Below are 26238 nucleotides of genomic sequence, written 5' to 3' on the forward strand. Positions count from 1 at the left end.
GCACATAATGGCGCGTCGCTAGATAAAAATACCAGCATTCAGACCTTTATTCATAAAAAAAATCAACAGCAGAAAATATAAAGTCAAATATTCTATTTCTATATTCAGGCCAAAACCCAAAAACACTTTGTTGCGATCAGTTTTTTCACTGCTCGCGGTCTTGCTGCCCGTATCTTTTTCCCCGCCCTTCGAGACCGGATTATCCTGAGGCCAGACCAGGAGAACGAACGATGACACCGTGCAAAGACAACTTATGCATATATATGGCGAGAACGGAAGAGGTGGCGGCATGATCGGTGTAACGCTCGGTATCCGCCCGCAGAAACTCGGCGTCACCAGCCTCTCGGTATCCGTACTTTCCCCCTTGCGCGCCCTGCTGACGGCCGGCCGGAATGCCACGATCTTTGTGAACGGCGACAGCACCGCCCACGCCGAAGCTGGACCGTTTCAGCAATTTGCCATGATGCTCGGCGATCTGCACGATGCGAAGGTGATACTATACCGCTGGGCGGAATGGGAGACGAGCGCCGCCACCGGGCCGAAGGCCTATGCGGATCCCGTGACCCTGCGCACCGGCAAGGGAGCAACGCTCACACTCTATCTCGCAACGCTGCCGGGTGGCATGGCGGGGTATATGCTGGCAGAGCAGCGCGCCGCGGCGCTGAAAATTCCCCGGCCCGATCTGTGTATCATGCATCATGGCCATAATATGCAGACCTTCGAAATGCCGGGTGGCATCCTTAGTTCAGGGCGGGCCAGTCTGCTCGGTCCTCTGGGCATGACCGAATGGCAATGGCCAGCCACGCCACAGCTCATCACCACGCAGAACCCCTGGCGGGACGGGACGGGTTACGACAAGGTCTATCAGGCAACCCTCGAGCTGGCCCGAGCACACCCGAACCTCACGCTGGTGGATACGCACGCCACATTTCTGGCGAAGGGAAAGGACACCGCTCTTTACAAGGACAATATCCATCCAAACGATACAGGATCCCGGCTTGTTGCCCGAACCCTCTTCGAGGCCTATCTGGCTTCGGCACTCGACAGCAATTTTCAGACGCCTTCTTGGCCAAAACTTGCTGCCGCCAATCTCATCGGCAATGGCGATTTCACCGACTGGTCGGGCTCCATTCCCACGGGTTGGGGCCTGACCGCGCCGGGCTCCGCCATCAAAACCACAGAGGTCATCTTTTCCTCATCGTTCGCCAGCAGCCTTGCCCTCTACGCAAATGGCAACCAAACGGCCGGAATCACGCGCTACTTCCGCAATTCGGAGGCTGCAGCGATGATCGGCAGGACGATTTCTTTTGCCGTGCTTTACAAAAACAACGAAAAACAACGTCTCCCCTACATGACTTTGGTCGTCAAAAGTGGCGGCGCAACCAGAACGATCTCATGCTCCGCCCTGCAATTCGGGGGCGCAAACATGTTCGGCAACAGCGGCTGGATGTGGGCCACCGCCAACGGAATAGCCGTCGACGCCGATATCAGCCCGTCCGGATATAATTTCTACATGAGGATCCTTCCGGCGTTCGGCACCAGTGTTCCCGCCTCAAATGAACCCGTTCACATTCAACGGGTCATTGCCGTGGAAGGAGACTTGCCGAGAGGCGGTCTGAGATAAAATATCTTGCGTGACGACGTCATCAAGCCCACTAATGGTCGCCATATTATATTTATTGCCGCGCGGTAGCGCTCTCCTTACGAGACCGATTACAACCGCCCATAAGAGATGAAGGCAGCGAATGAAACGACAAGCCAATCTTGCGGCGTCAAACCGTCCTGCTCTACCAGGTTTCGTTTTGGCAATGCCGCTTTATCCCTCAAAGACATTCAATATTCCCGCTATCTTTCTCGCAGTATTCGTTTTCTCCATCGGCTTCTTCATTCAATGTAATGTGCTGACCAGCAATATTGGCCTGCGTTTCCTCAACATTACTGACATGCTGGTGCTGATGACCCTGCCTGTCATTGCGCTGCCCTACATTCGCTGCCTGACGCCTTCCATCGTCCTGTTCTATCTGCTGCCGCTTACTGTTTTTTTCGTCCTCACTGCCCTCTTCGCCGACGCGCGTGGTGACGGCGAATTTTATACGACGGCGATGACCTATTTTTATGCGGTCTATTTTCTGTTCTTTGCCTATATGCTGTTCAAGGAAAACCTCCTTGAACTGTTCTGCTGGGGCATATTTGCCGGCTTCATAGCGGTGACGGCTCTGCTTTTCCTCGACACAGTCATCCATGATCAGCTCGCATCAGTCGGATTATCCTTCATGTTCGATGAGGCAGGCGTCTTGGAGCTGGCGGCAAAAGGTGAAATAACCCCGCTGCTTTTACGCGTCGAAAAGGCAGGCGGCATCTGGCCCGTGGGCAACACGGCGGGACCAGTCTTCGCGCTGGCCGGAGCCGCGGCCGCATATGTCGCCGAACGGCAAAGGCGACCTACGCTGTTTGCCGTGTTTCTGCTCATATATCTGGCGAGCTTCACGCTCACGCTCAACCGTTCTGGCGTGTTTGCCGTTCTCGCCATCGGACTTTATTTCTACGTCCGGAATTTTTCGATCAAGATGCTGCTCAGCACCTATTTCGGCTTTGCTTTATGTGCCCTCGTCATCGCCGCCATTCTGCCGCTCGGCGCTTTCGATTTTGCGGGAGAGGTTTTTTCAAAACGATTTCTCGAGGACAGCAATAGCAGCAATAACCTGCATGAGCGGTGGGAGACGATCACCGGCGGTTTCCAGGTCATGTTCCAGCATCCTCTGGGCATAGGATTTACCGCGCGATATGAAGAGCTCGCCCGTATCGCGAAAATCGGTACGCCCCATAACGGCTTCATGGCCACCGCTTACGCTTCCGGCCTGGGATTTTGCGTGATGAGCGCCTTTGCGCTGTTTTATGCAATTTTCCGGAAACGCAAGGTCGGCTTTTTTGTCTATTCGGCAATCGGGATCATTATCGGATATCAGTTCGAAGAGCTGAATTTCAATCCCGTCTTCATGGCTCATGTGGGGCTCGCCCTCGCCTACGCCGCCATAGATCTGGACTTCAGGCTTTTCCTGAAAAACACGATGATGCGGATGCTGGGGACGGCGGATGACGCGCACCACCGAGAAGAAGCACGCGTCATGGGCAATCCGGGTCTGAGCCCGTTATTGTCTGACAGCAGATAGCGATAAAGAGGCTCCCAGGTTGAGGGCCTCCTATGTCCGTTCCGGCACAGGCGTCAGGCGACGTCGATAATTTCGATCTCCCTGCCGGCCAGGCTGACCAGATCACCGGCCGTTTTTCCCATCAGTACCCTTGCAACTGGGGAGACATAGGACATCGTCCCCGCTGCAGGATCAGCCTCATCCTCACCGACGATCCGGAACCGTTGCGTTCGACCGTCATCACGACTGAAGGTCACCAGGCTGCCGAAGGCGACGACGCCATCCGCCTGCGGATCAGGCATCAGTTGTGCCGTGCGCACCCGCTCCGCAAAATATCGCATATCCCGCAGGGGACTGGCCGAGAGGCGCCGTCTTTCATTGATGTCTTCGATGGCATTGGCCGCCTCGCAAGCTTGCCGCGCCAGCTGCAACTGCTGTTCCAGCGCCTTCAGCCCGGCCTGCGTCACCAGATTGAGATGAGGCGAAATCACCCGATCCGGCAGAACGGTTTCGGCTGCGGTTTCCGCACTGTCTTCCTTGGTGAAGGCTACGCTCAATCCTGACACTCCACTGCCGAGATGCCACGCTCGGCATCTTCAATCCGATCCAATCTTGCCATCGCCCACGGGGGCACGGCAAGACCACGCCGCGCTAGTTCAAAAACGGACATGTAGCAGGCGGAACCGGCTGATGACAACGCGGCCGTTCAGCTGCGCGATGCAACCAAAAGGAAACATACCCCTCATAATTCGGCCTAACGAGAGACTTTTTGCCCTGTTAGGGTGTGCAGCAGGGAGGAGTGAGGACACCAACGCGAACGGACAGGAGACGGTTCATGGCCCGCACAGTAGTGAATGCGCTTGGAGACACACTCTATTACAGCGGCAGTTCCACCGGATTTTTCTCCGCCACGGGTTCCGGCCCCCTGCTCGGCGGCACGGCCGGCAATGATTCCATGTGGGGCGACAGTTCCGTCAACGTAACGATGGCGGGCGGCACGGGTGACGATATTTATTATCTCTATTCCAGCATCAATCGCGCCGTCGAAAATGCCGGCGAAGGCATCGATACCATCGATACCTGGATGAGCTATACCCTGCCCGAGAATTTCGAAAACCTGCGGGTAACGGGCGACGGGCGTTATGCCTTCGGCAATTCGCTCGACAATATCATCACCGGCGGATCGGGCAGCCAGACGATCGACGGCGGGGCTGGCAACGACGTGCTGATCGGCGGCGGCGGTGCAGACACCTTCGTTTTCACCAGCGGCAACGGCACGGATCTCATCATGGATTTCAGCGCCAATGACACGATCCGCCTCAATGGCTACGGCATCACGTCTTTCGATCAGCTTGTCGGCAATGCCACACAGCAGGGCAACGACCTCTGGCTCAATTTTTCGAATGGCGAAGCCGTCGTTCTTGCAGGAACGACCGTGGACGATCTTCGGGCCGACCAGTTCGAACTCAGCCTCGACAGATCGTCCTTTACCCAGACCTTTGCCGATGAATTCGACGCGCTGTCGCTGCGCAGTGGCGGTCAAGGTATCTGGGATGCCAAATATTGGTGGGCGCCGGAAAAGGGAAGCTCGCTGACGACCAATGGCGAGGCGCAATGGTACGTCAACCCTGCTTATGCCGGCACGACGGAGGTCAATCCGTTCAGCGTTCAAAACGGCGTCCTGACCATCACCGCCGCGGAAACCACGCAGTCGATCGCCGATGAAGTCGAGGGTTACGACTATACGTCCGGCATGCTGAACACCTATTCCTCCTTCAGCCAGACCTATGGTTATTTTGAAATCCGGGCGGATATGCCGACCGACCGGGGCGCATGGCCGGCCTTCTGGCTGCTGCCGGAAAACGGCTCCTGGCCGCCGGAACTCGATGTCATCGAAATGCGCGGTCAGAATCCCAACACGCTCATCATGTCCACCCATTCCAATGCCACCGGCGAGCAGACATCGGTCATAAACAATGTCAGCGTGCCGAGCACGGAGGGGTTTCACACTTACGGCGTCTTGTGGGATGCCGAACACATCACCTGGTATTTCGACGACGTCGCCGTTGCCCAGACGGACACGCCTGACGATATGCATGACCCCATGTATATGGTCGTCAACCTTGCCGTTGGCGGAATGGCGGGAACACCATCGGCCAGCGATTTCGGCGACGGCTCACAGATGATGATCGATTACATCAGGGCCTATTCGCTCTCCGACTGGGCGGCATGACTTAAAACACCGGCAATCGTGTTTGACTGCCGGTGTTTCACATATCAGTCCGTCGCGACTAGGCCTTGTTGAGGCGCATCATTCAGCCGCCAGCTGGGTGCGTGCGGCATTCAGCGACATCAGATGCCGCGCCGTTTCGAGGCTTGCCGGCTGCTCTGCACGGTAACGGCGGCCGATTTCCATCATCAGCACGGTATCCGGCAGGAAGGTGAGCTCCGAGAAGATGTCCTGCCAGTCGATATCGCCCCAGCCGAGCGGCATATGCAGGTCGCCGATGCCCAACGCCGTGCTCTCCTGCGGGAAGTAGGGCTCATAAAAGCCCTGAGGGCGGCCGAAGGAATCGTGCACATGCAGGTGACCGGCAACCGGCGCCATGGCGCGAAGCTCGGCGCGGAAGTCGAGGCCACGATAGGTGGATTCGAGATAGGCATGGCTGAAATCGATCAGCGCCACGACATTGTCGTGACCGAGAGCCTTCACCGTCGCAGCCACCTCGGTGGGCGTCTGGCGATATTGGCCGGGCTCGGTGGAGAAGATGTTTTCAAGCGCGATACGCACGCCATAGGGCTTGCAGAATTCCGCCAGTTCGAAAAGCGCTTCCCGCTCGCGGGCGTCGGCATCGGCCCGTTCGGCAATCTGATCGGCACGCAGCGCGCCGCTATGCTGAACGAGGATACCCGCGCCGATACGATCGCAGAGAACGGCGAGCGCCTTGGCGGCGTCAATCTGGTAACGGCAGGTCACCGGATCCATGAAATTGGACGATACCAGACCATGCACGGTGTAGCGGAAGCCGAACTGCTTTGCGAGCGCCACGAAACGCCCGGCGCGTTCCTCGATGATGCGGCCGCCGGCGATCAGGTCCAGGCTTGTCACCGCAATCTCGACGGTGTCGCAGCCGATATCGGCAAGCGCGCGCAGATCGCTTTCGAGTGTGGCCAGTTCGCCATCGTCCGAGCCGGCATTAAAGCCGGTACCTATAAGATTGCTCACGTCGTCATCTCCAGAGCTAAAAAGGTCATACGGGGCCGTGCGACACCGCAACGTCGTGCCGCATGAAAACAGGTCCGGTCGGTCGATTTTGACGTCGTCTATGCCGACCGACGCGATGTCGTCAGAAAAGTCCACGGTCGCCGCCGCTCGGTGGAAAGCGACGGTAACATGGTGATCGGTTTGTGTTGAAACCGATCATTCAATTAAGTTTCTTCATTTACAGCTTTATGACATTTCCGGGCGTGATGAGCGGAAAGCCAAGGTCCCTGGATAGACACTCGTCGTCATGAGGAAAGAGCGTGCAAGGGCCGTTGGTAAAGGCTGAAACTCGCACCCGGTTCAGCAGATGGCGCCCTATGGTAGCGAACTCTGTAAATCTGGGGTCGCCGGGTGCCCGCGACGTGCGGTGGCGATTGTCTGAGCGATCAGCGGACCGAAGACAGCGGTCTTCGGGCGAGAGATATCAACCGAGATTATTGACCATGAAATAGATCAGCCAGCAATGTGCGATGGCCAATATCGCCCACGCCCATTTTGCGATCCTGATATCGGTATCGACAACCCTATTGCGAATCTCGGCCCTAGCCGGTGCGCACGCCGCAGCCAGATCATCCTGGACGAAAGATGGCGATGGTGTCGGGGAGATCTGCTCACCGACAACGTAAAGCCTTTCGCTGCGCAGAAGCGGACGCGGCGCGTTATCAGCCCTTTCCGCATCGGAAAGCGCACTGTCGCCGGAAGCACAGCCCACCGTCACAAGTTGCGGTGATATCCCCCTGTTACGCACATTACCTCTATTGGGCATCATAATGTTCCACACAATAAAAATAAAAATATTCCGGTGACATCAGGTAAAGCCGCGCTTTACCGGGCATGCTGCGATATGCACGACCCCCGCCGCGTCAATCGCCCCTCTTTCTCCACGCCTTGCGCCCTCTTGAGGCAAAGCGTCCCCACGATTAGGGAGCCGGGTTTCCCGGCAGACCCCGCCCACCTGCGTAAGGTTTTGTCTCGCGCTGGATCAGGAACACGGACTTTTCCACCGGCAGCGGCTCAATCGTCCGATAACGGTGAAATCGCCTGGAATATTCAAACCGGATGAGCCTGTCATCGAACTTCCCCGCCAGAACGCGGTAGCCGTTGACGAATTCATTCAGGATTTCCAGCTCTTCTCCCCACACCCAGCCGCCGTAAGACGTCCCTTCATTCGACCGCAGCACGATCTCGAAAAAATGCCCGCCTGCCACCATCGGCATGCGAAAGAGAATATCGAGATTATCCTCGTCTTCCTCGTCGCCTTTTTCCACCGACAGCCTGGCATGGGCGACCTTCGCATGAACAAGCGCCGAAACCGGATAAAAAGGCCGGCCCTTGAACCACATGAATTCGCTGACCGCATAACCGACATCATCGGCACGCTGGTAAGGTTCGATACGCGGCTCGAACGCCATGTAGCTTCCGTTAAACGCGATCACTGTCTAAAATTCCCGATGCCTGCCCGCCGCATATCCGCTGTTTTCCGCCCGTCATTCATTCTTCTGTTTCCGACAATAGGCAGGCCGCGTCACACCAGCGTCAAATGGAACGCTATGATGACTTTCAATTTCCCGAGCACATTGTTAGATGATGTTTCATGAGGGGATGAACGTGGCTGGGAACGCTGAACTGATACCGATCCGGCTATTTGGCACCCCGCGCTGTGAAGCGGTGCGGGACGCATTTTTTCCGTCCAAGGGCTTTGCCCTCACCGCTGCCCTCATCCTTGCGCCGAACCAGTCGCTTTCCCGCCAGTACGCCGCGTCGTTGTTATGGGAAAATGTCGAGCAGAAACGGGCGCTTGGCAATTTACGGCAGCTCATCCTGCGCCTGCAGAAACTTCCCTATGAGGATGATGCCATCCTTCTGACAGAAGGGAACGATCTGAAGGCCGGAGCACTGGCGCAGCGCACCGATCTTGCCATTTTCCTGGCCGGTGCAAGAGCCGAAGACCCGATGCGGCGGCTCAATGCCCTGCTTGAATTCGGCGGCGATCTGCTAGAGGGGCTGGAGGCCGGGCAGGATCATCTCTACCTCTGGCTGCTTTCGGAGCGCCGACGCCTCAAGGATCTGTTCTTTTCGAGCTATACCCAGCTTCTCGAGGAATTGACGCGGTTTGGGCGGGCGAGTTCCAACGACATCGCCAGGCTGGCCGAATGCGCCTGCAAGATCGAACCGGAGCGCGAGGAAACCTACCGCGCCGCCATGGCAGCCTATGCACGCGTGGGCAATATCAGCGCCTGCGAAGGCATGTATCAGCTCCTGCTGGAACAGCTTCGCCAGGAGGACCGCTCGCCTGAAGCGGAAACCGTGGCCCTGAAACGGCGGATACAGAGCCTCGCCGCGACGATAACGGGCCCGGCGGAGCCCGAAGAAGGCAGCCGCCGAAAAGCATTGGCAAAACCGCGTGTCGCATTCGTTCGCCCGGCCCGGGTCGACGGGCAGCCGGTCCCAACGGTCATGCATGCCTTTGTTGAGGATGTCGCCAACAGCCTCGTCCGATACCGCACCTTCACCGTGCTTTCGCCGCACAGCACTTTTGCGCTGGCCCATGACCGGGTGGACGACAGCTACGCCATGCTGCGGGCGGATTACCGCATCATCTCCACCGTCTTCGACGACGCGCGCATGTCCGTTGCGCTGATCGAGGATGCGAGTGGCGAAATCGTCTGGTCGCTGGAGGCAGTCCTGACCGAGCGGCATATCCATGCCGCCTTCCGGCTGCTCTCCAAACAGGTGGCGGCGGCACTTGCCCGTGAAATCGAGCGGCTGCAGGTGGAGCCTGACCGCAACCACAGCGGCGAAGCCTACCGGCAATTGCTGGAGGGACAACAGCTTCTGCGCGGCAAATGCGACCTGCCGCTTCTCAGGAGAGCCCGCTCGATGTTCCGCAAGGCGGTCGATCTCGACCACAGCCTGGCGGTCGCCCGCGCCCGGGTGGCGCAGAGCCTGCAGCTGGAATGGCTGATGCTGGGCGGCAATGACCCCCACCTGCTGCATCGCGCCAAGGCGGAGGCCGATGCCTCCGTCGAGATCGATCCCGCACTTGGCGTCGGGCACTGGATGTGCGCCGTCGTGGCGCTCTATCAGCGGGATTTCGACATATCCGCCGAAAAATTCTTCGAGGCGGAGGCGCTCGCGCCCAACTCCGCCGATTTGCTGCTCCAGCATGCCGATGCGCTTGCGCATTTTGGCGAGGCGGAAATCGCCTGGGACAAGTTTCAGCAGGCCATCGACCTCAACCCGCTGGCCCCTGATATCTATTGGTGGGCCGGCGCCAGCATCGCCTTCAAACGTCAGGATTACGGCACGGCGGTGGAACTGTGCGGGCGGATGGAAAATGACGAACCGGCGCTGCGCGTTCTGACCGCAAGCCACGCGCTGCATGGCGATTTGGCCGCCGCCCGCGAAAGTGGCGGCAGGCTTCAGGAAAACTATCCGGGCATGACCGCAAGGGAGATCAGTAGCCTGTCTCCGGACCGAGACCCGATAGCGAATGAACTATTCTATAACGCACTTCGATTAGCCGGGATCAAATAGGAGATATTATGTCCTCGCATTTCTTCATTGTTGGAAAAAAGGGTTTTGGCGTTCTTTTCATTCGCACGGCGCCGCTTCGGGTTGCATCCGTATCGCATGAGACGATTGCCGCTTATGAAGCCAGCCATCCGGGCGTGGATGGCTATGCCCGCGTGGCGGCCGCCGCAAAGTCCATGCTCGTTCGTCAGGACGGCGCGCCGGAAACGGAACTGGATCAGGTGCAGATTCAGGGCATCGAAGCCCTCGTCGCCGGTGGCGCCGTGGTTTCCGAAGCCGATTTCGCCTTCATCGGCGAAGTGGTCGATGCCGGCTGGGACTTCAACCGCATGGTGCAGGCACCGATCGAAGCGGCCCTGAAGGCTGTTGGCCCGGCGGGTTCCGTCACCGGCGAGCTGTTCGACGCCATCCTTGCCGACGACAGCAACACGACGCGCTGATGACGGCCCTCTTGCCTTGACTGGCGCCGATACTCCCATGTCAGCGACCGCGGCTTCAGGGCATGCAGACGCTTCATTCTTCGATCCCGGACTGCTTCGGCGGTTCGGGGTCACCCGCGTCGGCGATGTGACCGGCCTCGATATTATCGGCATCCCCGTCTGGTTTGCGGCCCGGCCCAATTCGCGGGGCCTCTCCGTCTCGCAGGGCAAGGGACTTTTAGCCGAACAGGCTCGGCTATCGGCGATCATGGAGGCGACCGAAGGCGCAGTTGCCGAAGAAACCCGCAGACACGTTACCGCTTTCGGCTCCATCGAGGAGATGCGGAACAAAAGCGTTCCCCTCATACCCTTCGAAACGGTCGGCCGGGTCGATCCGGACGCTCTCGATCCGCGCAAGGAACGCGCCTGGGTGAAAGGAATTTCCATTCGCCGGCAGCAGGAGGTCTTTGCCCCTTATGAACTCATCGGCATGGATTTCCGTGTGGACTTCCCATGGGACCGGCGGGCCTTCCGCATGAGCTCGCAAGGGCTCGCGGCCGGGTTCGACCATGACCATGCGGTTTACCATGCCCTGCTCGAACTCATCGAAAACGACGCCAGCTTTCTCGTCGATACGTTCGAAACGCGCGCTATCGCACCACAACCGTTTCTCCTTTCGGCAGGAATGGACCCGTCCCTGGACGATCTCGTCCGACATCTTTCTGATATCGGCCTGCCGCCCTCCTTCTTCGATCTGACGAATGCGCTTGGCGTGCCGGTGGTAATGGCGAGCTTGCCCCGCTCGCTTCAGGCTGAGGACGGGCCGGCCACCCGCAGCGCCGCCGGTGCGGCCTGCCGCCCGAGTGCCCATGCCGCCGCCATGGCCGCGCTGCTGGAGGCGATCCAGTCGCGGCTGACCGATATCAGCGGCGCAAGGGACGATCTCTCCCCGCTACGCTACCAGCGCGACCTGTCGATGTCAGACACGACGACATCAGGCGCGCGACCGCTCCGGCGGATGCCAGCCGATCTCAATTTTCCAGAAGGCGATGTCTCCCTACCGCCATGGCGCCGGCTGGCGGAGCACCTCTTCATCAGCGGGATCGAGGATATCCATGTCTTTCCGCTGGAAACGGAGGTCTCCGGCCTGCATGTCGTCAGGGTTCTGGCAAGCGGCCTCGCCCCGGCCGGCGGCGGCCTGCAACACATCTCGCCGCGCACGCTCGATCACCTGTTAAATCTCGGAGGTCTCTGATGAAGCCGGTGGTTTTTGCAGGCCCGTCTATCCAAGGCATTGCAGATGAACATCTCTCCGGCCTCGAGCGTCGCGGACCGGCAGCCTGCGGTGATATTTTCGAAGCGGTGCGGCAAGGTGCGCGGGCAATCGGGCTGATCGACGGTCTCTACGGCGATTGCGCGGCGGTGTGGCACAAGGAAATCCTGTTTGCGCTGTCGAGCGGTGTCACCGTTTTTGGCGCCGCCAGCATGGGGGCCCTGAGGGCGGCGGAATGTGCTGCCTTCGGCATGATCGGCATTGGCGACATATTCGAAGCCTATCGCGACGGGCACCGTGTTTCCGATGCTGACGTGGCGGTGAGCCACGCACCCGCTGAACTCGGCTACCGCCCGCTGACGATCGCTCTGGTCGATGCCGAAGCCACGCTCGCCGCCTGCTGTGACGCGATCACCCCCGAGGAACACGACGCGCTGGCCTCTGCCGCCCGCACCCTGCATTTTACCTGCAGGACCTGGCGCGCCATCACCACTGAAGCGGGTCTCGGCTCCGCAACGGCAAATCTGCTCGCCGCCCGTGCGATATCCGCGAAACGCAACGATGCAGCGAGACTTGTGACGGTGCTTAAGGAGGAGCCACTGCCATCCCCGCCGCCGCCAGCATGGAAACTGCAGAATACCCTGTTTTTCCAGCAATTGGCTGCGCGACAGGTGGCGGGAGACGAAGCGTCTTGACCGCCGCCAATCCCCTGCCGCTGGTGCCCGATTGCGGCGGTTTGATCCGCACGGTCGCGCTGGCGTTGCCGGCTGCTTTTTTTGCTAAAAGCGGAGTAGACGACCCCGTTTCACCGCTCACCCCAATCGGAAACCTGCTCTCAGCCCTGCCCTCCGATATCATCGCCGTTATAGTCATCGACAACATCACTCTTGCACCGGCACGAAATTGGCTTGCCAGCCTGCCAATCCGCTGCATCTGCGAACTTGTGCCCCTTTCTGGAAACGGCAACATCCCGCATCCGTGGATACAGGACATGTTCCATGTGCGGGCAAGCGATCGCGGACGAGGAGCGGCACCGGAACTTGTCCTGGTGACGGAGAATAGTATCGGCCCTGGTCTGGCCGAGCATCTCGGAGTAGCAGTCACGCATTCGGACATAACACTGGAGGGCGGCAACCAGCTTGTCGGCCCGGACTTTCGGCTGGTAGGCCATGCCGGCCTCGTTGATGACAGCGGGTTCGGACGGCAGGTGGCCGCCACCGCACATCGGCGGCGGAAAATTGAGGCGCTCGACGGCAGAAGCGTGCACAGTTTCGGATACCGGCCGCAAGACCTCGGTAATATCCCCTTCGATCTTTTGGCCGTACAAATCGACCCGACACTAATCGAGGGAAAGATGCACCAATGCGGTTTCCACGTCGATCAGTTCGTTTCCGTCACCGGTCTCGAACGCAATGGCCGTCCGCTCCTGCTCATCGCCGATCCTGTCGCGCAGGGCGGATGTAATCTCCGCGCCGCAACCGAGCTGAAACGGAAACTGGACGCTTCGGCCCTCTCGCTTGCACGGCAGGGTTTTGCGATTGAGCGCAACCCCATTCCGGTTGTGCCTACTATCGACACCAATAAATGCCTGCCCAGACTTTACAACAATGTCGTTCTTGAAAATGTCACACGGTCCGGTCAGAAACGGCCATTCGTCTGGATTCCGCATTTCGGCGATACTGAAACGCTTGAGGAGTTTGACGCGGTGAATCGGAAAATCTGGGACGGGCTGGGCTTTCAGCCAATCGGCGTGGCCGGATGGAGCCACCTTTCGAGCCGCAACGGCGCGTTGCGCTGCGCAATAAAGACTATAGATCGTGATCAGGACACAAGATTATGAATGGAAAACCATGCCGTTTCGTCAATAAAGCTTCACAATACCCGTGGAAATTGTATTGAATATATACCTTCAACAATATTAATTGACGATCATCGAATTTAAGAACCTCACACAGGAGGAATTTGTAATGCAAGCCAAACTACCCAGCCCTATTGATGTCCATGTGGGCACACAGATCAGAATGCGCCGCAAGTCGCTCGGTATGAGCCAGAGCGCGCTGGCCGGGCGATTGGGCATCACCTTCCAGCAGGTCCAGAAGTATGAAAAGGGCGCCAACCGCGTCGGCGCGTCCCGTCTGCAGGCCATTGCGTCGATCCTTGGCGTCGAGGTCAGCTCTCTGTTCGCCAATGCCACGCCCGATGGCGGAGCCGCCAACCCGGCGCTTGGCACGATCAATGCCATGCAGACCTTCGTGGCCTCGAATGAAGGGTTTTCGCTCAATCAGGCCTTTTCGCGGATCAAGAGCACGGCCGTTCGCAGAAGCATCGTTGCCCTCGTGACGTCGCTAGCAGCGAGCGAAACGGCTGAAAATGTCGCCGCGCCGACGGACAAAAGCGACGATTGACGCAGGTGTGACGCTCGCGTGACGCTCGATATGGTCGAAAATGAACAACGCGGGATCAACGCGTTTCATACTGTCGACTGTCGAGAGGGAATCATGGTGGCGTCTACCACAGCAATAGTTGAACAGGACAATGCGGACGAGATTCTGGCGCTCGGGCGGATGGTGTCCTATCTCTGCCAGCGCTCCAAATCTCTGGAACTCGGCATGTCGACCTATTTCCTGGAAATGGCATTGTTGTCGCTGGCCCAGGACATCAATCAGCATGGCTTGCCACAGGCAGGCGCAGAGATGAACGGCAGCGGTTTCGCACACGCCGAACTACATTAAACAACCAAATTAAAGAGACCGCGTCTGCAATTGCGCAGAGCCGCAGACATTTTTCGTCTGCGGTTCCGGCTGGGCTGAAACACACCGGACGCACATATTTTATAATCAACCCAAGAACTTTTGTTCCTAGCGTTTGTCGAGGCCCGGTTTTACCGGGCCTCGATTTATATCGGACGTAAAGACTGCCAAATCCAGTCGTCAGGAGACGACCGCGCCCGGCCCCGCCACCGCGCCTGATGGCACCTTGCCCAGAATGATCATGCCGAGAACCTCGTCCTTGGTGACATCCTCGGTCCGCGCATGACCGACCACCTTGCCGTTTTTCATGACGAAAACCCGGTCAGCCAGATCGAAGACGTCATGGATATCGTGGCTGATGAGGAAGATGCCGATGCCCTGCCGTTTCAGCTCCTTGACGAGGTCGCCCACCTGCGCCGTTTCCTGCGGTCCGAGTGCTGCCGTCGGTTCGTCCATGATGAGGATGCGGGCATCGAACAGAATGGCGCGGGCAATGGCGACAGACTGACGCTGACCACCCGAGAGCGCCTTCACCGGCTCCTTGAACCGCCGGAAATTGGGGTTGAGGCGTCCCATCACTTCGCGGGCCGAGGCTTCCATGGCGACATCGTCTAGCGTGCCCCATTTCGTCTTCAGCTCGCGGCCGAGATAAAGATTGGCCGCCGCATCGACATTATCGGCCACTGCCAGCGTCTGGTAGATGGTTTCGATGCCGTATTTCTTGGCGTCGCGGGGATTGCGGATATCCGCATCCTCGCCATTGATGAGGATTTCGCCACCATCGCGCCTATATGCGCCGGACAATATCTTGATGAGCGTCGATTTGCCTGCGCCGTTGTGGCCAAGAAGGGCGACCACCTCGCCGGGGAAAAGATCGACTGAGGCGTTTTCCACCGCATGGATACCGCCGAAGGAAATGGAAATATTGCGCATTTCCACGAGGGGCGTGACTTGTTCCGTCATTGGGGTTCTCCTCGGTTCTTACTTGGCGCGGGCGCGATAGATGGTGTCGAGCCAGACGGCGACGACCAGGACCACACCGACGACGATGCGCTGGAAAGGCGTATCGATGCCCACCAGCACCATGCCGGACTGCAGCGATTGCATGACGAGCGCGCCGAGCATCGCGCCCGCTATGGTGCCGACACCGCCGGCAAGCGAGGTGCCGCCGATGACCGCGGCCGCGATCGTATAAAGTTCGTCGAGTTCACCCTGGGCATTGGTGGCCGCGTTGAGGCGGGCCGTGGAAATTGCCGCAGCGATGGCACACAGAACGCCCATCAGCGTGAAAATCTTCACCGTGACCCAGCGGGTCTTGATGCCGGCCAATTCCGCCGCTTCCGGGTTACCGCCGATGGCGAAGACATAGCGGCCAAAGCGCAGCCTCGTCGCAATGAAGGTCATGACGGCACCGACGGCGAGCGCCATCAGCACCGGAATGGCAATGCCGTGCGGAATGAACAGACCGCCATCCGGCCAGGCGATACCATTAGCATCGGCATAGTTGCGGGCGATGTTGATCGGCCAAGGGTAGCTGTTGACGACAGCCACGAAACCGATGACGACGAAGCAGCCGAGTGCCACCAGGAAATATTCCGCCCAGACCGGCCGCAGCGGGAAACCGAAGCGGCGGCGCTGATGGCGGGAATTGAGGATTGCCGCAACGATGGCGACACAGGCGATGACGGCAGCGATCCAGCTCCATGTCGCGCCGATCGAGCCGCTGGTGCCACCACCCATCAGGCGGAAGGTGGAATCCATCGGCGCCACGGTGCGGCCGCTGGTGACGAACCAGGTGCCGCCGCGCCAGACAAGCAGGCCACCAAGCGTGACGATGAAGGACGGTACATTGAGGAATGCGATGATCGAGCCCTGCAACATGCCGATGGCACCGCCGACGAGAATGCCGACCAGCAGCGTGACGATCCATGTCGCCCAATGTTCGAAACCGAGGAGCTGCGGCAGGATTTCCGCCTGCATGACACCCATGATCATGCCGGAAAAGCCGAGGATCGACCCGACCGACAGATCGATGTTGCGGGTGACGATGACGAGTACCATGCCGGTCGCCATCACAGCCACGGAAGCGGTCTGTACCGAGAGGTTCCAGAGGTTTCGCGGCGTCAGGAACAGGCCGCCGGACAGGATATGAAATCCGATCCAGATCAGAAGAAGCGCGCCGACCATGCCGAGCAGCCGGGTATCAAGCTCCGTGGCGCTGATGAAACGCGAAATCGAGCCCGTCTTTTCCGTCTTGGGGGACGCTGTGGAATTGGATTGTGTCATGTCGGCCATGGACTGCCGGTCCTCCTTACATCTGAAAAGCGCCGCGCCACCTGATCGTGACGCGGCGCCCAAACATCAACCTACCGGTCTCAGTTGCAGGCCTTGACGGATCCGGCCTTCACACCCTGGCAAGCCGTTTCCTTCTTGATCCAGCCAGCATCGATGACGGTGCCGAGATTGTCCTTGGTGATGGCGATCGGCTTGAGGAAGACCGACTGCATCGTCACTTTCTTGGGACCGCCGTCAAAGGCGGTGACGCCCTTGATTTCCGTCATCTTCTTGCCACCGGCCAGCGCAAGCGCAATACCGGCAGCTTCCTTGCCGAGTTCGCGGCTGTCTTTCCAGACGGATACAGTCTGCGTACCGAGCGCAACGCGGTTGAGCGCGGCGAAGTCCGCATCCTGGCCGGAGACCGGAACCGAACCGGCCATGCCCTGCGCAGCAAGAGCGGCGATGGCGCCACCGGCCGTGCCATCGTTCGAGGCGACGACCGCATCGACCTTGTTGTTGTTCTTGGTCAGGAACTGCTCCATGTTCTTCTGGGCATTTTCCGGCTTCCAGCCATCGGTATAGGCTTCGCCGACATTCTTGATCTTGCCGGCGTCGATTGCCTTCTTCAGCACTTCCTGCTGCCCAGCGAAGAGGAAGTCGGCATTCGGATCGGAAGACGAACCCTTGATGAAGACGTAGTTGCCTTCCGGCTTGACCTTGAAGACTTCGGCGGCCTGAAGGCGACCGACTTCCTTGTTGTCGAAGGTGATGTAGAAGGCGTTCTTGTTTTCGATCAGACGGTCATAACCGACGACCGGAATACCCTCGGCAACGGCCTTTTCAACGGCCGGGCCAATCGCGTCGCTGTCCTGCGCCAGGATGATCAGCGCGTTGGCGCCCTGGGAAATCAGCGATTCCACGTCGGTCAGCTGCTTTGCGGCAGACGATTGCGCATCGGCGGAGATGTATTTCGCACCGGCCTTGTCGAGTGCTGCCTTGATGGCCGCCTCATCCGTCTTCCAGCGTTCTTCCTGGAAATTCGACCAGGAAACGCCAACGACGAGATCAGCCGCAATGGCGGCAGTGTGCAGGGAAACGAGTACGGCCGTACCCGCCAAAAGCTTGGCAAATGAATTCATGATGTCCTCCCGGTAAGGGCGAAGCCTGCACCTCCATGCAGGGAAAACGCCCGGAAAAAGCTGTCGGTCTCTGTGATTTCACAATTTTCTCGACAGTCGAGAAAATTAATGTCAGAGATTCCCCATGCTGTCAACAACGGCTTCGGGCAGCATCCGGGTGCCTTGATCCTTTTCGTGGTATGCGCCATCAGAGGGGATAAACACGACAGGAAAAAAGCCGTTCAGGGAGCATGCCCCAGCCCATGTCCGCCATTGCAAGCACGGAACTGGTGCGCCAGAAAAACAGCCTGTCGGTGATGGCGGCGCTGCGCCTCCACGGCAGCCTGTCCCACACGGACATGTCGTCCTTCACCGGGCTCGCCTCCGCCACCGTTTCCGTCATCACCACCGATCTGGAGCGGACCGGCCTCATTCTGCGCAAGGAACAGATCGCCGCTGCAGGCCGTGGACGACCGCGCATTCTCTTCGCGCCGGATGGTGCCTTCTGCCACGTCGCCATCATCATCATCTCGTCCGACAGCGTGCAATATTCGCTGGTCGATTATGCCGGCAAGCTGGTGGACCGGTTCACCGAACAGAGAATGACGACTGAGAAAGGCAGGTTCGGTAACGCGATCCTCGCCGGCCTTTCGAGGCTTGCCGATCGCTCGCGCATTGACCGAAACCACATCCTGCAGGTCTCGATCAGCAGCAAGGGGCTGGTGGATGCGGCGACGGCGACGCTTCTCTGGTCGCCGGTTCTCGGCGATGAAAGGATCGATTTCCAGCAGCTAATATCCGGGGATGAGCGCAAGCGCGTGACGCTGAACAACGAAACCCTGCTTGCCGCCAAGGCTATCTGGATGCGGGAACATGCGAAAGATGAGGCAGCGCCGGAATCGCTCGTCACCCTGTCGCTCGGCCATAGCATCGGCCTCGGCGTTGCCCGCTCCGGAGGCGGCGCAATCGAGGTCAGCGCTCCCAATTTCGGTCATATGCTGCACCTCGCTGACGGCGCTTTATGCCGCTGCGGCACCAGAGGCTGTATCGAGGCCTATTCAGGCTTTTATGCCATCCTGCGCTCGGCTTTCGAAGCCCCGCCACAGGCGGAGCCCGCAAAATTCGTACCGATCGCCGAGGTGGACAAGATCGCCGCTTCAGCCCGCGCCGGTGCGCGCATGGCACGTTTCGCCTTCCGCACCGCCGGACTTGCACTGGGCAACGGCCTTTCGCGCCTGTTCAGCCTGCACGGCCATATGCCGGTTTTCATCACCGGACCCGGCACACGTTATTTCGATCTACTGGAAAGTGGCCTACGCGACGGGCTGACGCAATCGCAGGCTGTCCGTTTCGGCGGCATGCCAAAAATCGCCATCGCCCCCAACGAACCGGAACTGGTGTTCGAAGGCCACATGGAACACGCGCTTTCCGCCGCCGACGATTATATCCTGAGCGCCGAAGGCGCTCAGAAACCGGTGCGGAATTCGGCGGGCTGAGACGGCAGCCGACGGGTATTCAGGCTCGCTGCGCCATCGCTTTCGAATTTTCTCTGACGCCCGTCAGCTCGGCCACGAATTCGTCCAGCGCGGCCGCTTCGTCCTTGCTCAAACGCAGGCCCTGTTTTGTGCGGCGCCAGAGAATATCCTCGGCCGAAAAGGCCCATTCATTCTCCACCAGCCAGCGCACTTCGCACTCGTAAAGCGTGCCGCCAAAATGCCGGCCGAGGCCGGAAACATCAGTGGCGGATCCGAGCAGGTCCGCTGCCTTCGTGCCGTAGTTTTTGACGAGCCGCTCGGCATGGCGTTCATCCAGGAAGGAATAACGCGAGAGCAGCGTCTTCACCTGCGCGTCAAATCGCTGCACGCCGAAATCGCCGCCCGGCAGGTGGGAGCCCGCCGTCCACGGCTCGCCCTTTTCACCGATCGCCGCACCGATCTTTTCCAGCGCATGTTCCGCCAGCCGCCGATAGGTGGTGAGCTTGCCACCGAAAATATTGAGGAGCGGCGCTTCGCCTTCGGCTTCTTCCACCTTCAGTACGTAATCGCGGGTGGCTTCCTGCGCTTTCGAGGCGCCGTCATCAAAGAGCGGCCGCACGCCGGAATAGGTCCAGACGATATCGTCCGGGCGCACCGGCTCGCTGAAATAGTCGCTCGCCGCATTGCAGAGATAGGAAATCTCTTCCTCGGAGATACGCACCTTGGCCGGATCGCCTTTGTAGTCGCGATCCGTGGTGCCGATCAGGGTGAAATCCCGCTCATAGGGAATGGCAAAGATGATGCGGTTATCGGGGTTCTGGAAGAAATAGGCACGCGGATCGGAAAATTTTTTACGCACGATGATGTGGCTGCCCTGCACGAGCCGGACATTGTGAACATCCTTGCGGCCGAAGACGCCGGAAAGCACGTCATCCACCCAGGGGCCGGCGGCATTGACCAGCATGCGGGCCCTGTGCGTGGCCGGCCGGCCGGTTTTTTCGTCCAACGTCTCGATGAGCCACAGCCCACCTTCGCGCCGCGCCGAAACGACCCGCGTGCGGTTCATGATCGTCGCGCCACGATCCGCCGCGTCGCGTGCATTGAGAACCACGAAACGGGCATCATCCACCCAGCCGTCGGAATATTCGAAAGCCTTGGCGAAAACAGGCTTCAGCGGTTTGCCAGCCGGGTCCTTGCAAAGATCGAGCGTGCGCGTCGATGGCAACAGCTTGCGGCCGCCGAGATTGTCATAAAGAAACAGGCCAAGCCGGACCATCCATGAAGGACGAACGCCGCCCTTTTGCACGGGCAGGACGAAACGCATCGGCCAGATGACATGCGGCGCCATGGCCCACAGAATTTCCCGCTCCATCAGCGCTTCGCGCACGAGGCGAAATTCGTAATGTTCGAGGTAACGCAGACCGCCATGGATGAGCTTGGTGGCCGCTGACGAGGTGCCAGAGGCGAAATCGCCCTTTTCGGCAAGCGCCACGGAATAACCCCTGCCCGCCGCATCGCGGGCAATGCCGCAGCCATTGATGCCGCCGCCGATGACAAAGAGATCGAAAATGTTGTTTTCGCCGGACATGAAGCCTCCGCGACAATGCAAGGGAACACCCTTTATGGAAAGACAACCACATAAAAACGAAAACAAAACGAATGTCAAAAGAAAACAAACGAACTTCGCAGACACAAGTGAAAACACCACCCGTGAGCGATACCTCACAGGGTCAGCCTCCTAGGAGATTTATGTTTCAGCCGTGTGTCTGCGAAACCTGCTCAAGCTCGTAAAGCACGCCGCCCATATCCTTCGGGTGCAGGAAAAGGACTGGATTGCCATGCGCGCCGGTCTTCGGTTCGCCATCGCCGAGAATACGGATGCCTTTCTGGACAAGATCATCACGCGCTGCCAGAATATCCGGCACCTCGAAGCAGAGATGATGCGTGCCGCCGCCCGGATTTCTTTCGAGAAAAGCGGCAATCGGCGAATTTTCCCCGAGCGGGTGAAGCAGTTCGATCTTGGTATTATCAGCCTGAATGAACACCACCGTCACGCCATGTTCCGGCAACGCTTGCGGCTCGGAAACCTGTGCACCAAGCGCCGTGTATCGCGAAACGGCGGCACCGAGATCAGGCACGGCAAGGGCGACGTGGTTCAATCTTCCGAACATGCTTGCAAACCCCTCACGCATTTCGCCTGATGCCCTCGAGCAGGTCGAGCACCTTGTTGGCCGCATCCATGACATTGGTGCCGGGGCCGAAGATAGCGGCGACACCGTGATCGAGCAGGAACTGATAATCCTGGCGCGGAATGACGCCGCCGACAACGACGATGATGTCTTCCGCACCCTTCTGTTTCAGCGCCTCGACCAGCTGCGGCGCTAGGGTCTTGTGACCGGCAGCGAGCGATGACATGCCGACCACATGCACCTGGTTCTCAACGGCGAGATCGGCCGCCTCCGCTGGCGTCTGGAACAGCGGTCCAGCCAGCACATCAAACCCGATATCGCCGAAGGCAGAAGCGATGACCTTGGCGCCACGATCATGCCCGTCCTGCCCGAGCTTTGCGACCATGATGCGCGGCTTCTTGCCGATCCTTTCCGCGACACCGGAAAGCCGGGCGGAGAGCGTGGCAAGCTCCGGTTCATCCTTGTAGGCCTCGCCGTAAATATCGCTCACCACCTCCGGCACGGCGGCGTGGTCGCCGAAGGCCACACGCAGCGCGTCGGAAATCTCGCCGACAGTGGCGCGGGCACGGGAAGCCACGACAGCGGCTTGAAGAATATTGCCCTTGCCGCTGCGGGCCACTTCCGAGAGCGCCTGCAAAGCGGCGGTCACATCCTTGCCGTCGCGGCGGCGGCGCGTATCTTCGATGCGGCGGATTTGCGCGGCACGCACAGCGGCGTTGTCGATATTGAGGACATCAATATCCTCTTCGGTCTCCAGCCGGTAGCGATTGACCCCGACAATGACCTCCTCCCCTTTGTCCACGGCTGCCTGTCGGCGTGTCGCGGCCTCCTCGATCAGCCGTTTCGGCAGACCCTCCGTCACGGCCTTGGTCATGCCGCCAAGCGCCTCGACTTCCTCGATCAGCGCCCAGGCCTTTTGAGCCAGTTCGTCCGTCAGGCTCTCGACATAGTAGGAGCCAGCCAGCGGGTCGACGACCTTGGTGACGCCGGTTTCATGCTGGAGGATAAGCTGGGTATTACGGGCGATGCGGGCGGAAAATTCCGTCGGCAGGGCAATCGCCTCGTCAAAGGAATTGGTGTGCAGCGACTGCGTACCACCAAGCACGGAGGACATGGCCTCGAAGGCGGTGCGGACGATGTTGTTATAGGGATCCTGCTCCTGCAAGGACACCCCGGAAGTCTGGCAATGGGTGCGCAGCATCAGCGACGACGCCTTTTGCGGCTTGAATTCCTCCATAATGCGCGACCACAGCAGGCGGGCGGCACGCAGCTTGGCAGCCTCCATGAAGAAATTCATGCCGATGGCGAAAAAGAACGACAGGCGCCCGGCGAAATCATCGACATTCAGTCCCTTGGCCAGCGCCGCCCGCACATATTCGCGGCCATCCGCGAGCGTGAAGGCCAGCTCCTGCACCAGCGTCGCGCCCGCTTCCTGCATGTGATAACCGGAAATGGAGATGGAGTTGAATTTCGGCATCTCCTTCGCCGTATATTCGATGATGTCGGCAATGATCCGCATCGAGGGTTCGGGCGGATAAATGTAAGTGTTGCGGACCATGAACTCTTTCAGGATATCGTTCTGAATGGTGCCGGAAAGCGCAGCGCGCGGAACGCCCTGTTCTTCCCCCGCGACGATGAAATTGGCGAGGACGGGAATGACGGCGCCGTTCATGGTCATCGATACCGAGACTTTTTCGAGCGGGATGCCATCGAACAGGATTTTCATGTCCTCGACGCTGTCGATCGCCACACCGGCCTTGCCGACATCACCCTCCACGCGCGGATGGTCGCTGTCATAACCGCGATGGGTGGCAAGATCGAACGCCACGGAAACGCCCTGCTGGCCGGCGGAAAGCGCCTTGCGATAAAAAGCGTTCGACGCTTCGGCGGTGGAGAAACCGGCATATTGGCGGATGGTCCAGGGCCGCCCGGCATACATGGTGGCGCGCGGACCGCGGGTGAAGGGCGCAAAACCCGGCAGGCTTTCGAGATGGGAAACCTTTTGCAGATCGTCGGCGGTATAGAGAGGCTTAACCTCGATACCTTCAGGCGTGTGCCAGACGAGTGTTTCCGGTGACCGCTTCAGCTCCTTTTCGGCAAGCTGCAGCCAATCCCGCACCGTTTTTTCACCCGACATGCATCTCTCCCCTTCTGCATTTCATCTTAGCACTGTGGCGGGTGATCGTGACGAAAATCGAACGATCCGCCCGCAGGTCCGACCCCATAAACCGCTGCGGCCCACATGCGTTCCGGAAAAACGGCAGCGGCCATCACTCGAATTCGAGGATCACCTCATCCACAGCAAGGCTGTCGCCCGGCTTTGCCGCCACTCTGGCGACGCGGCCGCGTTTTTCGGCACGCAGGATGTTTTCCATCTTCATGGCCTCAACCGTCGCCAGCGCCTGCCCGGCCTCCACCTCGTCACCCTCGCTCACCGTGATGCCGGTGATGACGCCCGGCATGGGGCACAGCAGCAGTTTCGAGGTATCCGGCGGCAGTTTTTCCGGCATCAGCAATGCCAGTTCCGCCACGCGGGGGCTGCGCACGCGGGCGACAACATCCATGCCCCGCCAGCGAAGGCGGATCGCGGCACCGGCAAGATCGACCTTGGCGGCGATGACCTCGCCCGCAACCGTGAAGAGGCCAAGGCTCTGGCCGGGACGCCAGCCGGTGTCGACGGTCAAAGCCGTTCCGTCCTCAAAACGGACCGCCGTGCCATCCGCACCGGTTTCAACGCTGATCCCGCGGCGGAAGGCGCCAAACGAAACCACCCAGTCATGGCCGACGATGCGGCGGTGATTGCCGATGGTGCCGGAAATTTCGACCGCGCGGTTCTGCAAGCGTTGCTGAATAATGGCCGCAATGGCGGAAAGCTTGCGTGCAGCGGTCTCATCAGGCTCTACCCCGGAAAAGCCTTCCGGAAATTCTTCCGCGATAAAGCCCGTCGTCAGCCTGCCGGAGCGAAAACGCTCATGTTGCATGACCGCCGACAGGAACGGCAGGTTGTGGCCGATACCCTCCACCTCGAAACGGTCCAACGCCTCTCCCATGGCGTCGATTGCCGTTTCGCGGTCCTTACCCCAGCTGCACAGCTTGGCGATCATCGGATCGTAATACATCGATATCTCGCCGCCTTCGAAAACGCCGGTATCGTTGCGGATCACGGTGCCGTTTTCCTGCTCGCCTTCCTGCGGCGGGCGATAGCGCGTCAGCCGGCCGATGGAGGGCAGGAAGTTGCGATAGGGGTCTTCGGCATAAAGCCGGCTTTCAATCGCCCAGCCGTTCAGCTTCACATCCGCCTGCCCGAAGGACAGCTTTTCCCCTGATGCCACACGGATCATCTGCTCGACCAGATCAATGCCGGTGACGAGTTCCGTGACCGGATGCTCCACCTGCAGGCGGGTGTTCATTTCCAGAAAATAGAAATTGCGCGCGCCATCAACGATGAATTCCACCGTTCCGGCCGAATGGTAGCCGACGGCCCTTGCCAGCGCCACAGCCTCTTGTCCCATTGCATGCCGAGTTGCCTCATCCAGAAACGGCGACGGTGCTTCCTCGATGACTTTCTGGTTGCGGCGCTGGATCGAGCATTCGCGCTCACCGAGATAAAGAATATTGCCATGCCGGTCGCCCAGCACCTGTATCTCGATATGGCGTGGCTGGGTGACGAATTTCTCGATGAAGATGCGGTCGTCGCCAAAAGAGGATTTCGCCTCGTTTTTCGAGGACTGGAAACCCTCACGCGCCTCGGCGTCGTTAAAGGCGATGCGCATGCCCTTGCCGCCGCCGCCAGCAGAGGCCTTGATCATCACGGGATAACCGATCTGCGACGCGATCTTGACCGCCTCTTCAGCATCGCCGATCAGTCCCATATGGCCGGGAACGGTGGAAACACCCGCTTCCGCCGCGAGTTTTTTCGAGGTGATCTTGTCACCCATCGCCTTGATGGCGCCAACGGGCGGGCCGATGAAAATGACGCCCGCCTTCTCCAGCGCCTCGGCAAAGGCGGCATTTTCCGACAGGAACCCGTAACCCGGATGCACCGCATCCGCCCCGGTCTTTGCAATCGCCTCAAGGATTTTGTCGATGACGATATAGGACTGCGACGAAGGGGCCGGGCCGATATGAATGGCCTCATCAGCCATATTTATATGCAGCGCATTGGCATCTGCATCAGAATAGACCGCGACGGTGGCAATGCCCATTTTCTTAGCCGTCTTGATCACCCGGCAGGCAATCTCGCCACGATTGGCGATGAGGATTTTCTTGATCATGCGGTTGTTGCCCCTCTTCCCTCAGCGCAAACCCGTGAGTAGTCGTCAAATCTCGAAGAAATTCTCGAAGGATTCCGGGAAGTTCTGCCGGGCGACACGCTCATCGATAACAAGCATCGCCTGATAAGACAGCGGATCGAAATTCTTCTCCGCCGGAAGAACTTCGCGGCCGAACAGCAGGTTGAGGCGGGCAGCGTCGAGATTGCCCCGCTCGAAGGGCTCAGGCCCGAAATGGTGCCAGAGCGAGTGCAGAAAGGCTGCATCGATGCGATGCTCCTTGGAGTCGTCGCGTGCCCTGCGGGGTATCATCTTGATGGGCGTTACCCCTTTGGGGTTGGCGCGGCGGATGGTGAACTGGACGCCCGTGCTTGGCATGCCGGAGGGAAACCCCTTGTGTTTGGTCATTTCGGGCAGGTTCGCCATGTCTTTTCCTTCCAGAAGCATTTCCAGTAAAATGCGCAAATTTAAATAATGAGAGCGCTTCCACGGTCCAATAAACCAGAAGCGCTCCAGTC

Annotated in this window: 23 protein-coding genes; 11 read left to right on the top strand and 12 right to left on the bottom strand. The window is 59.3% G+C overall.

Annotation, left to right across the window (positions count from 1 at the left end; translation table 11 throughout):
* Positions 1–289: 289 nt before the first annotated feature.
* Together O8B93_RS21410 and O8B93_RS21415 are read left to right on the top strand one after the other, a co-directional pair.
* On the top strand, positions 290–1624 hold the full coding sequence (locus tag O8B93_RS21410) for an SGNH/GDSL hydrolase family protein (RefSeq protein WP_269711897.1): 1335 nt from the start codon (positions 290–292) through the stop codon (positions 1622–1624).
* 121 nt (positions 1625–1745) lie between these two features.
* The gene (locus O8B93_RS21415) at positions 1746–3170 is read left to right on the top strand and encodes an O-antigen ligase family protein (protein WP_269711898.1); all 1425 of its coding nucleotides are present in this window, start codon (positions 1746–1748) and stop codon (positions 3168–3170) included.
* A gap of 53 nt (positions 3171–3223) precedes the next feature.
* Here O8B93_RS21415 and greA read toward each other — a convergent pair whose 3' ends face one another.
* Positions 3224–3706 (bottom strand): transcription elongation factor GreA, encoded by a 483-nt coding sequence (gene greA / locus O8B93_RS21420; RefSeq protein WP_269711899.1) that lies wholly within the window; start codon positions 3704–3706, stop codon positions 3224–3226.
* Positions 3707–3984: 278 nt separating this feature from the next.
* On the opposite strand from greA, the gene eglC reads away from it, so the two are divergent.
* On the top strand, positions 3985–5382 hold the full coding sequence (eglC, locus tag O8B93_RS21425; protein WP_269711900.1) for an endo-1,3-1,4-beta-glycanase EglC: 1398 nt from the start codon (positions 3985–3987) through the stop codon (positions 5380–5382).
* 78 nt (positions 5383–5460) lie between these two features.
* On the opposite strand, the gene O8B93_RS21430 is transcribed toward eglC, so the two are convergent.
* From O8B93_RS21430 to O8B93_RS21440, 3 genes are all read right to left on the bottom strand, one after another.
* Entirely contained in the window at positions 5461–6375 is a 915-nt protein-coding gene (locus O8B93_RS21430; protein ID WP_174010037.1) for a TIM barrel protein, read from the bottom strand.
* A 463-nt stretch (positions 6376–6838) separates the two neighbouring features.
* Positions 6839–7180, bottom strand: coding sequence for a hypothetical protein (locus O8B93_RS21435; RefSeq protein ID WP_269711901.1), 342 nt, complete (start codon positions 7178–7180; stop codon positions 6839–6841).
* Between the two features lie 154 nt (positions 7181–7334).
* Entirely contained in the window at positions 7335–7826 is a 492-nt protein-coding gene (locus O8B93_RS21440; protein WP_269711942.1) for a hypothetical protein, read from the bottom strand.
* A 172-nt stretch (positions 7827–7998) separates the two neighbouring features.
* Between O8B93_RS21440 and O8B93_RS21445 the strand changes: the two genes are divergently transcribed.
* From O8B93_RS21445 to O8B93_RS21475, 7 genes are all read left to right on the top strand, one after another.
* A complete protein-coding gene (locus tag O8B93_RS21445) occupies positions 7999–9951 on the top strand; it encodes a BTAD domain-containing putative transcriptional regulator (protein ID WP_269711902.1) in 1953 nt (650 codons plus the stop codon).
* An 8-nt stretch (positions 9952–9959) separates the two neighbouring features.
* Complete coding sequence (locus tag O8B93_RS21450; protein ID WP_269711903.1) at positions 9960–10388, top strand: hypothetical protein; 429 nt, start codon at positions 9960–9962, stop codon at positions 10386–10388.
* Positions 10389–10425: 37 nt separating this feature from the next.
* On the top strand, positions 10426–11622 hold the full coding sequence (locus O8B93_RS21455; protein ID WP_269711905.1) for a YcaO-like family protein: 1197 nt from the start codon (positions 10426–10428) through the stop codon (positions 11620–11622).
* Complete coding sequence (locus tag O8B93_RS21460; protein WP_269711906.1) at positions 11622–12335, top strand: TfuA-like protein; 714 nt, start codon at positions 11622–11624, stop codon at positions 12333–12335. Before O8B93_RS21455 ends, O8B93_RS21460 begins: the two co-directional genes overlap by 1 nt.
* A complete protein-coding gene (locus O8B93_RS21465; RefSeq protein ID WP_269711907.1) occupies positions 12332–13480 on the top strand; it encodes a hypothetical protein in 1149 nt (382 codons plus the stop codon). The genes O8B93_RS21460 and O8B93_RS21465 overlap by 4 nt, the downstream gene beginning before the upstream one ends.
* A 127-nt stretch (positions 13481–13607) precedes the next feature.
* Positions 13608–14045 (top strand): helix-turn-helix domain-containing protein, encoded by a 438-nt coding sequence (locus O8B93_RS21470; protein ID WP_269711908.1) that lies wholly within the window; start codon positions 13608–13610, stop codon positions 14043–14045.
* Positions 14046–14138: 93 nt separating this feature from the next.
* Entirely contained in the window at positions 14139–14372 is a 234-nt protein-coding gene (locus O8B93_RS21475; protein ID WP_080829454.1) for a hypothetical protein, read from the top strand.
* Between the two features lie 198 nt (positions 14373–14570).
* On the opposite strand, the gene O8B93_RS21480 is transcribed toward O8B93_RS21475, so the two are convergent.
* The 3 genes from O8B93_RS21480 to xylF all read right to left on the bottom strand — a co-directional run bounded on the left by O8B93_RS21480 (position 14571) and on the right by xylF (position 17806).
* Positions 14571–15353, bottom strand: a complete 783-nt coding sequence (locus O8B93_RS21480) for an ATP-binding cassette domain-containing protein (protein WP_269711910.1) — start codon at positions 15351–15353, stop codon at positions 14571–14573.
* Positions 15354–15371: 18 nt separating this feature from the next.
* Positions 15372–16685, bottom strand: a complete 1314-nt coding sequence (locus tag O8B93_RS21485; RefSeq protein ID WP_269711911.1) for a sugar ABC transporter permease — start codon at positions 16683–16685, stop codon at positions 15372–15374.
* A gap of 80 nt (positions 16686–16765) precedes the next feature.
* Positions 16766–17806, bottom strand: a complete 1041-nt coding sequence (gene xylF, locus O8B93_RS21490) for a D-xylose ABC transporter substrate-binding protein (protein ID WP_269711912.1) — start codon at positions 17804–17806, stop codon at positions 16766–16768.
* A 242-nt stretch (positions 17807–18048) separates the two neighbouring features.
* Here xylF and O8B93_RS21495 point away from each other — a divergent pair, with 242 nt between their 5' ends.
* Positions 18049–19281 carry an ROK family transcriptional regulator gene (locus O8B93_RS21495; protein WP_269711913.1) on the top strand — a complete coding sequence of 411 codons (1233 nt, stop codon included), beginning with the start codon at positions 18049–18051 and terminating at the stop codon, positions 19279–19281.
* Between the two features lie 19 nt (positions 19282–19300).
* Here the strand turns inward: O8B93_RS21495 and O8B93_RS21500 are convergent, their stop codons facing one another.
* The 5 genes from O8B93_RS21500 to O8B93_RS21520 form a co-directional block, all read right to left on the bottom strand.
* Positions 19301–20848: a glycerol-3-phosphate dehydrogenase gene (locus tag O8B93_RS21500; protein ID WP_269711914.1), complete on the bottom strand. Its 1548-nt coding sequence runs from the start codon at positions 20846–20848 to the stop codon at positions 19301–19303.
* Between the two features lie 166 nt (positions 20849–21014).
* Positions 21015–21431, bottom strand: coding sequence for a methylmalonyl-CoA epimerase (mce, locus tag O8B93_RS21505; RefSeq protein ID WP_269711915.1), 417 nt, complete (start codon positions 21429–21431; stop codon positions 21015–21017).
* A 13-nt stretch (positions 21432–21444) separates the two neighbouring features.
* Entirely contained in the window at positions 21445–23586 is a 2142-nt protein-coding gene (gene scpA / locus O8B93_RS21510) for a methylmalonyl-CoA mutase (protein ID WP_269711916.1), read from the bottom strand.
* A 133-nt stretch (positions 23587–23719) separates the two neighbouring features.
* Positions 23720–25723, bottom strand: a complete 2004-nt coding sequence (locus O8B93_RS21515; protein WP_269711917.1) for an acetyl-CoA carboxylase biotin carboxylase subunit — start codon at positions 25721–25723, stop codon at positions 23720–23722.
* Between the two features lie 45 nt (positions 25724–25768).
* Positions 25769–26146, bottom strand: a complete 378-nt coding sequence (locus O8B93_RS21520) for a hypothetical protein (protein ID WP_046799812.1) — start codon at positions 26144–26146, stop codon at positions 25769–25771.
* Positions 26147–26238 lie beyond the last annotated feature (92 nt).

Origin of the sequence: Martinezella rhizogenes (genome assembly GCF_027460065.1) — a bacterium.
In the GTDB taxonomy this organism is placed as follows: domain Bacteria; phylum Pseudomonadota; class Alphaproteobacteria; order Rhizobiales; family Rhizobiaceae; genus Agrobacterium; species Agrobacterium rhizogenes_C.

What these genes read in the sequence shown, in the direction of transcription:
- O8B93_RS21410 (WP_269711897.1), top strand. Translation starts at nt 290, where the DNA reads ATGATCGGTGTAACGCTCGGTATCCGCCCGCAGAAACTCGGCGTCACC.
- O8B93_RS21415 (WP_269711898.1), top strand. Translation starts at nt 1,746, where the DNA reads ATGAAACGACAAGCCAATCTTGCGGCGTCAAACCGTCCTGCTCTACCA.
- eglC (WP_269711900.1), top strand. Translation starts at nt 3,985, where the DNA reads ATGGCCCGCACAGTAGTGAATGCGCTTGGAGACACACTCTATTACAGC.
- O8B93_RS21435 (WP_269711901.1), bottom strand. Translation starts at nt 7,180, where the DNA reads ATGCCCAATAGAGGTAATGTGCGTAACAGGGGGATATCACCGCAACTT.
- O8B93_RS21440 (WP_269711942.1), bottom strand. Translation starts at nt 7,826, where the DNA reads ATGGCGTTCGAGCCGCGTATCGAACCTTACCAGCGTGCCGATGATGTC.
- O8B93_RS21445 (WP_269711902.1), top strand. Translation starts at nt 7,999, where the DNA reads ATGATGTTTCATGAGGGGATGAACGTGGCTGGGAACGCTGAACTGATA.
- O8B93_RS21450 (WP_269711903.1), top strand. Translation starts at nt 9,960, where the DNA reads ATGTCCTCGCATTTCTTCATTGTTGGAAAAAAGGGTTTTGGCGTTCTT.
- O8B93_RS21455 (WP_269711905.1), top strand. Translation starts at nt 10,426, where the DNA reads ATGTCAGCGACCGCGGCTTCAGGGCATGCAGACGCTTCATTCTTCGAT.
- O8B93_RS21460 (WP_269711906.1), top strand. Translation starts at nt 11,622, where the DNA reads ATGAAGCCGGTGGTTTTTGCAGGCCCGTCTATCCAAGGCATTGCAGAT.
- O8B93_RS21470 (WP_269711908.1), top strand. Translation starts at nt 13,608, where the DNA reads ATGCAAGCCAAACTACCCAGCCCTATTGATGTCCATGTGGGCACACAG.
- O8B93_RS21475 (WP_080829454.1), top strand. Translation starts at nt 14,139, where the DNA reads ATGGTGGCGTCTACCACAGCAATAGTTGAACAGGACAATGCGGACGAG.
- O8B93_RS21480 (WP_269711910.1), bottom strand. Translation starts at nt 15,353, where the DNA reads ATGACGGAACAAGTCACGCCCCTCGTGGAAATGCGCAATATTTCCATT.
- O8B93_RS21485 (WP_269711911.1), bottom strand. Translation starts at nt 16,685, where the DNA reads ATGGCCGACATGACACAATCCAATTCCACAGCGTCCCCCAAGACGGAA.
- xylF (WP_269711912.1), bottom strand. Translation starts at nt 17,806, where the DNA reads ATGAATTCATTTGCCAAGCTTTTGGCGGGTACGGCCGTACTCGTTTCC.
- O8B93_RS21495 (WP_269711913.1), top strand. Translation starts at nt 18,049, where the DNA reads ATGTCCGCCATTGCAAGCACGGAACTGGTGCGCCAGAAAAACAGCCTG.
- O8B93_RS21500 (WP_269711914.1), bottom strand. Translation starts at nt 20,848, where the DNA reads ATGTCCGGCGAAAACAACATTTTCGATCTCTTTGTCATCGGCGGCGGC.
- mce (WP_269711915.1), bottom strand. Translation starts at nt 21,431, where the DNA reads ATGTTCGGAAGATTGAACCACGTCGCCCTTGCCGTGCCTGATCTCGGT.
- scpA (WP_269711916.1), bottom strand. Translation starts at nt 23,586, where the DNA reads ATGTCGGGTGAAAAAACGGTGCGGGATTGGCTGCAGCTTGCCGAAAAG.
- O8B93_RS21515 (WP_269711917.1), bottom strand. Translation starts at nt 25,723, where the DNA reads ATGATCAAGAAAATCCTCATCGCCAATCGTGGCGAGATTGCCTGCCGG.
- O8B93_RS21520 (WP_046799812.1), bottom strand. Translation starts at nt 26,146, where the DNA reads ATGGCGAACCTGCCCGAAATGACCAAACACAAGGGGTTTCCCTCCGGC.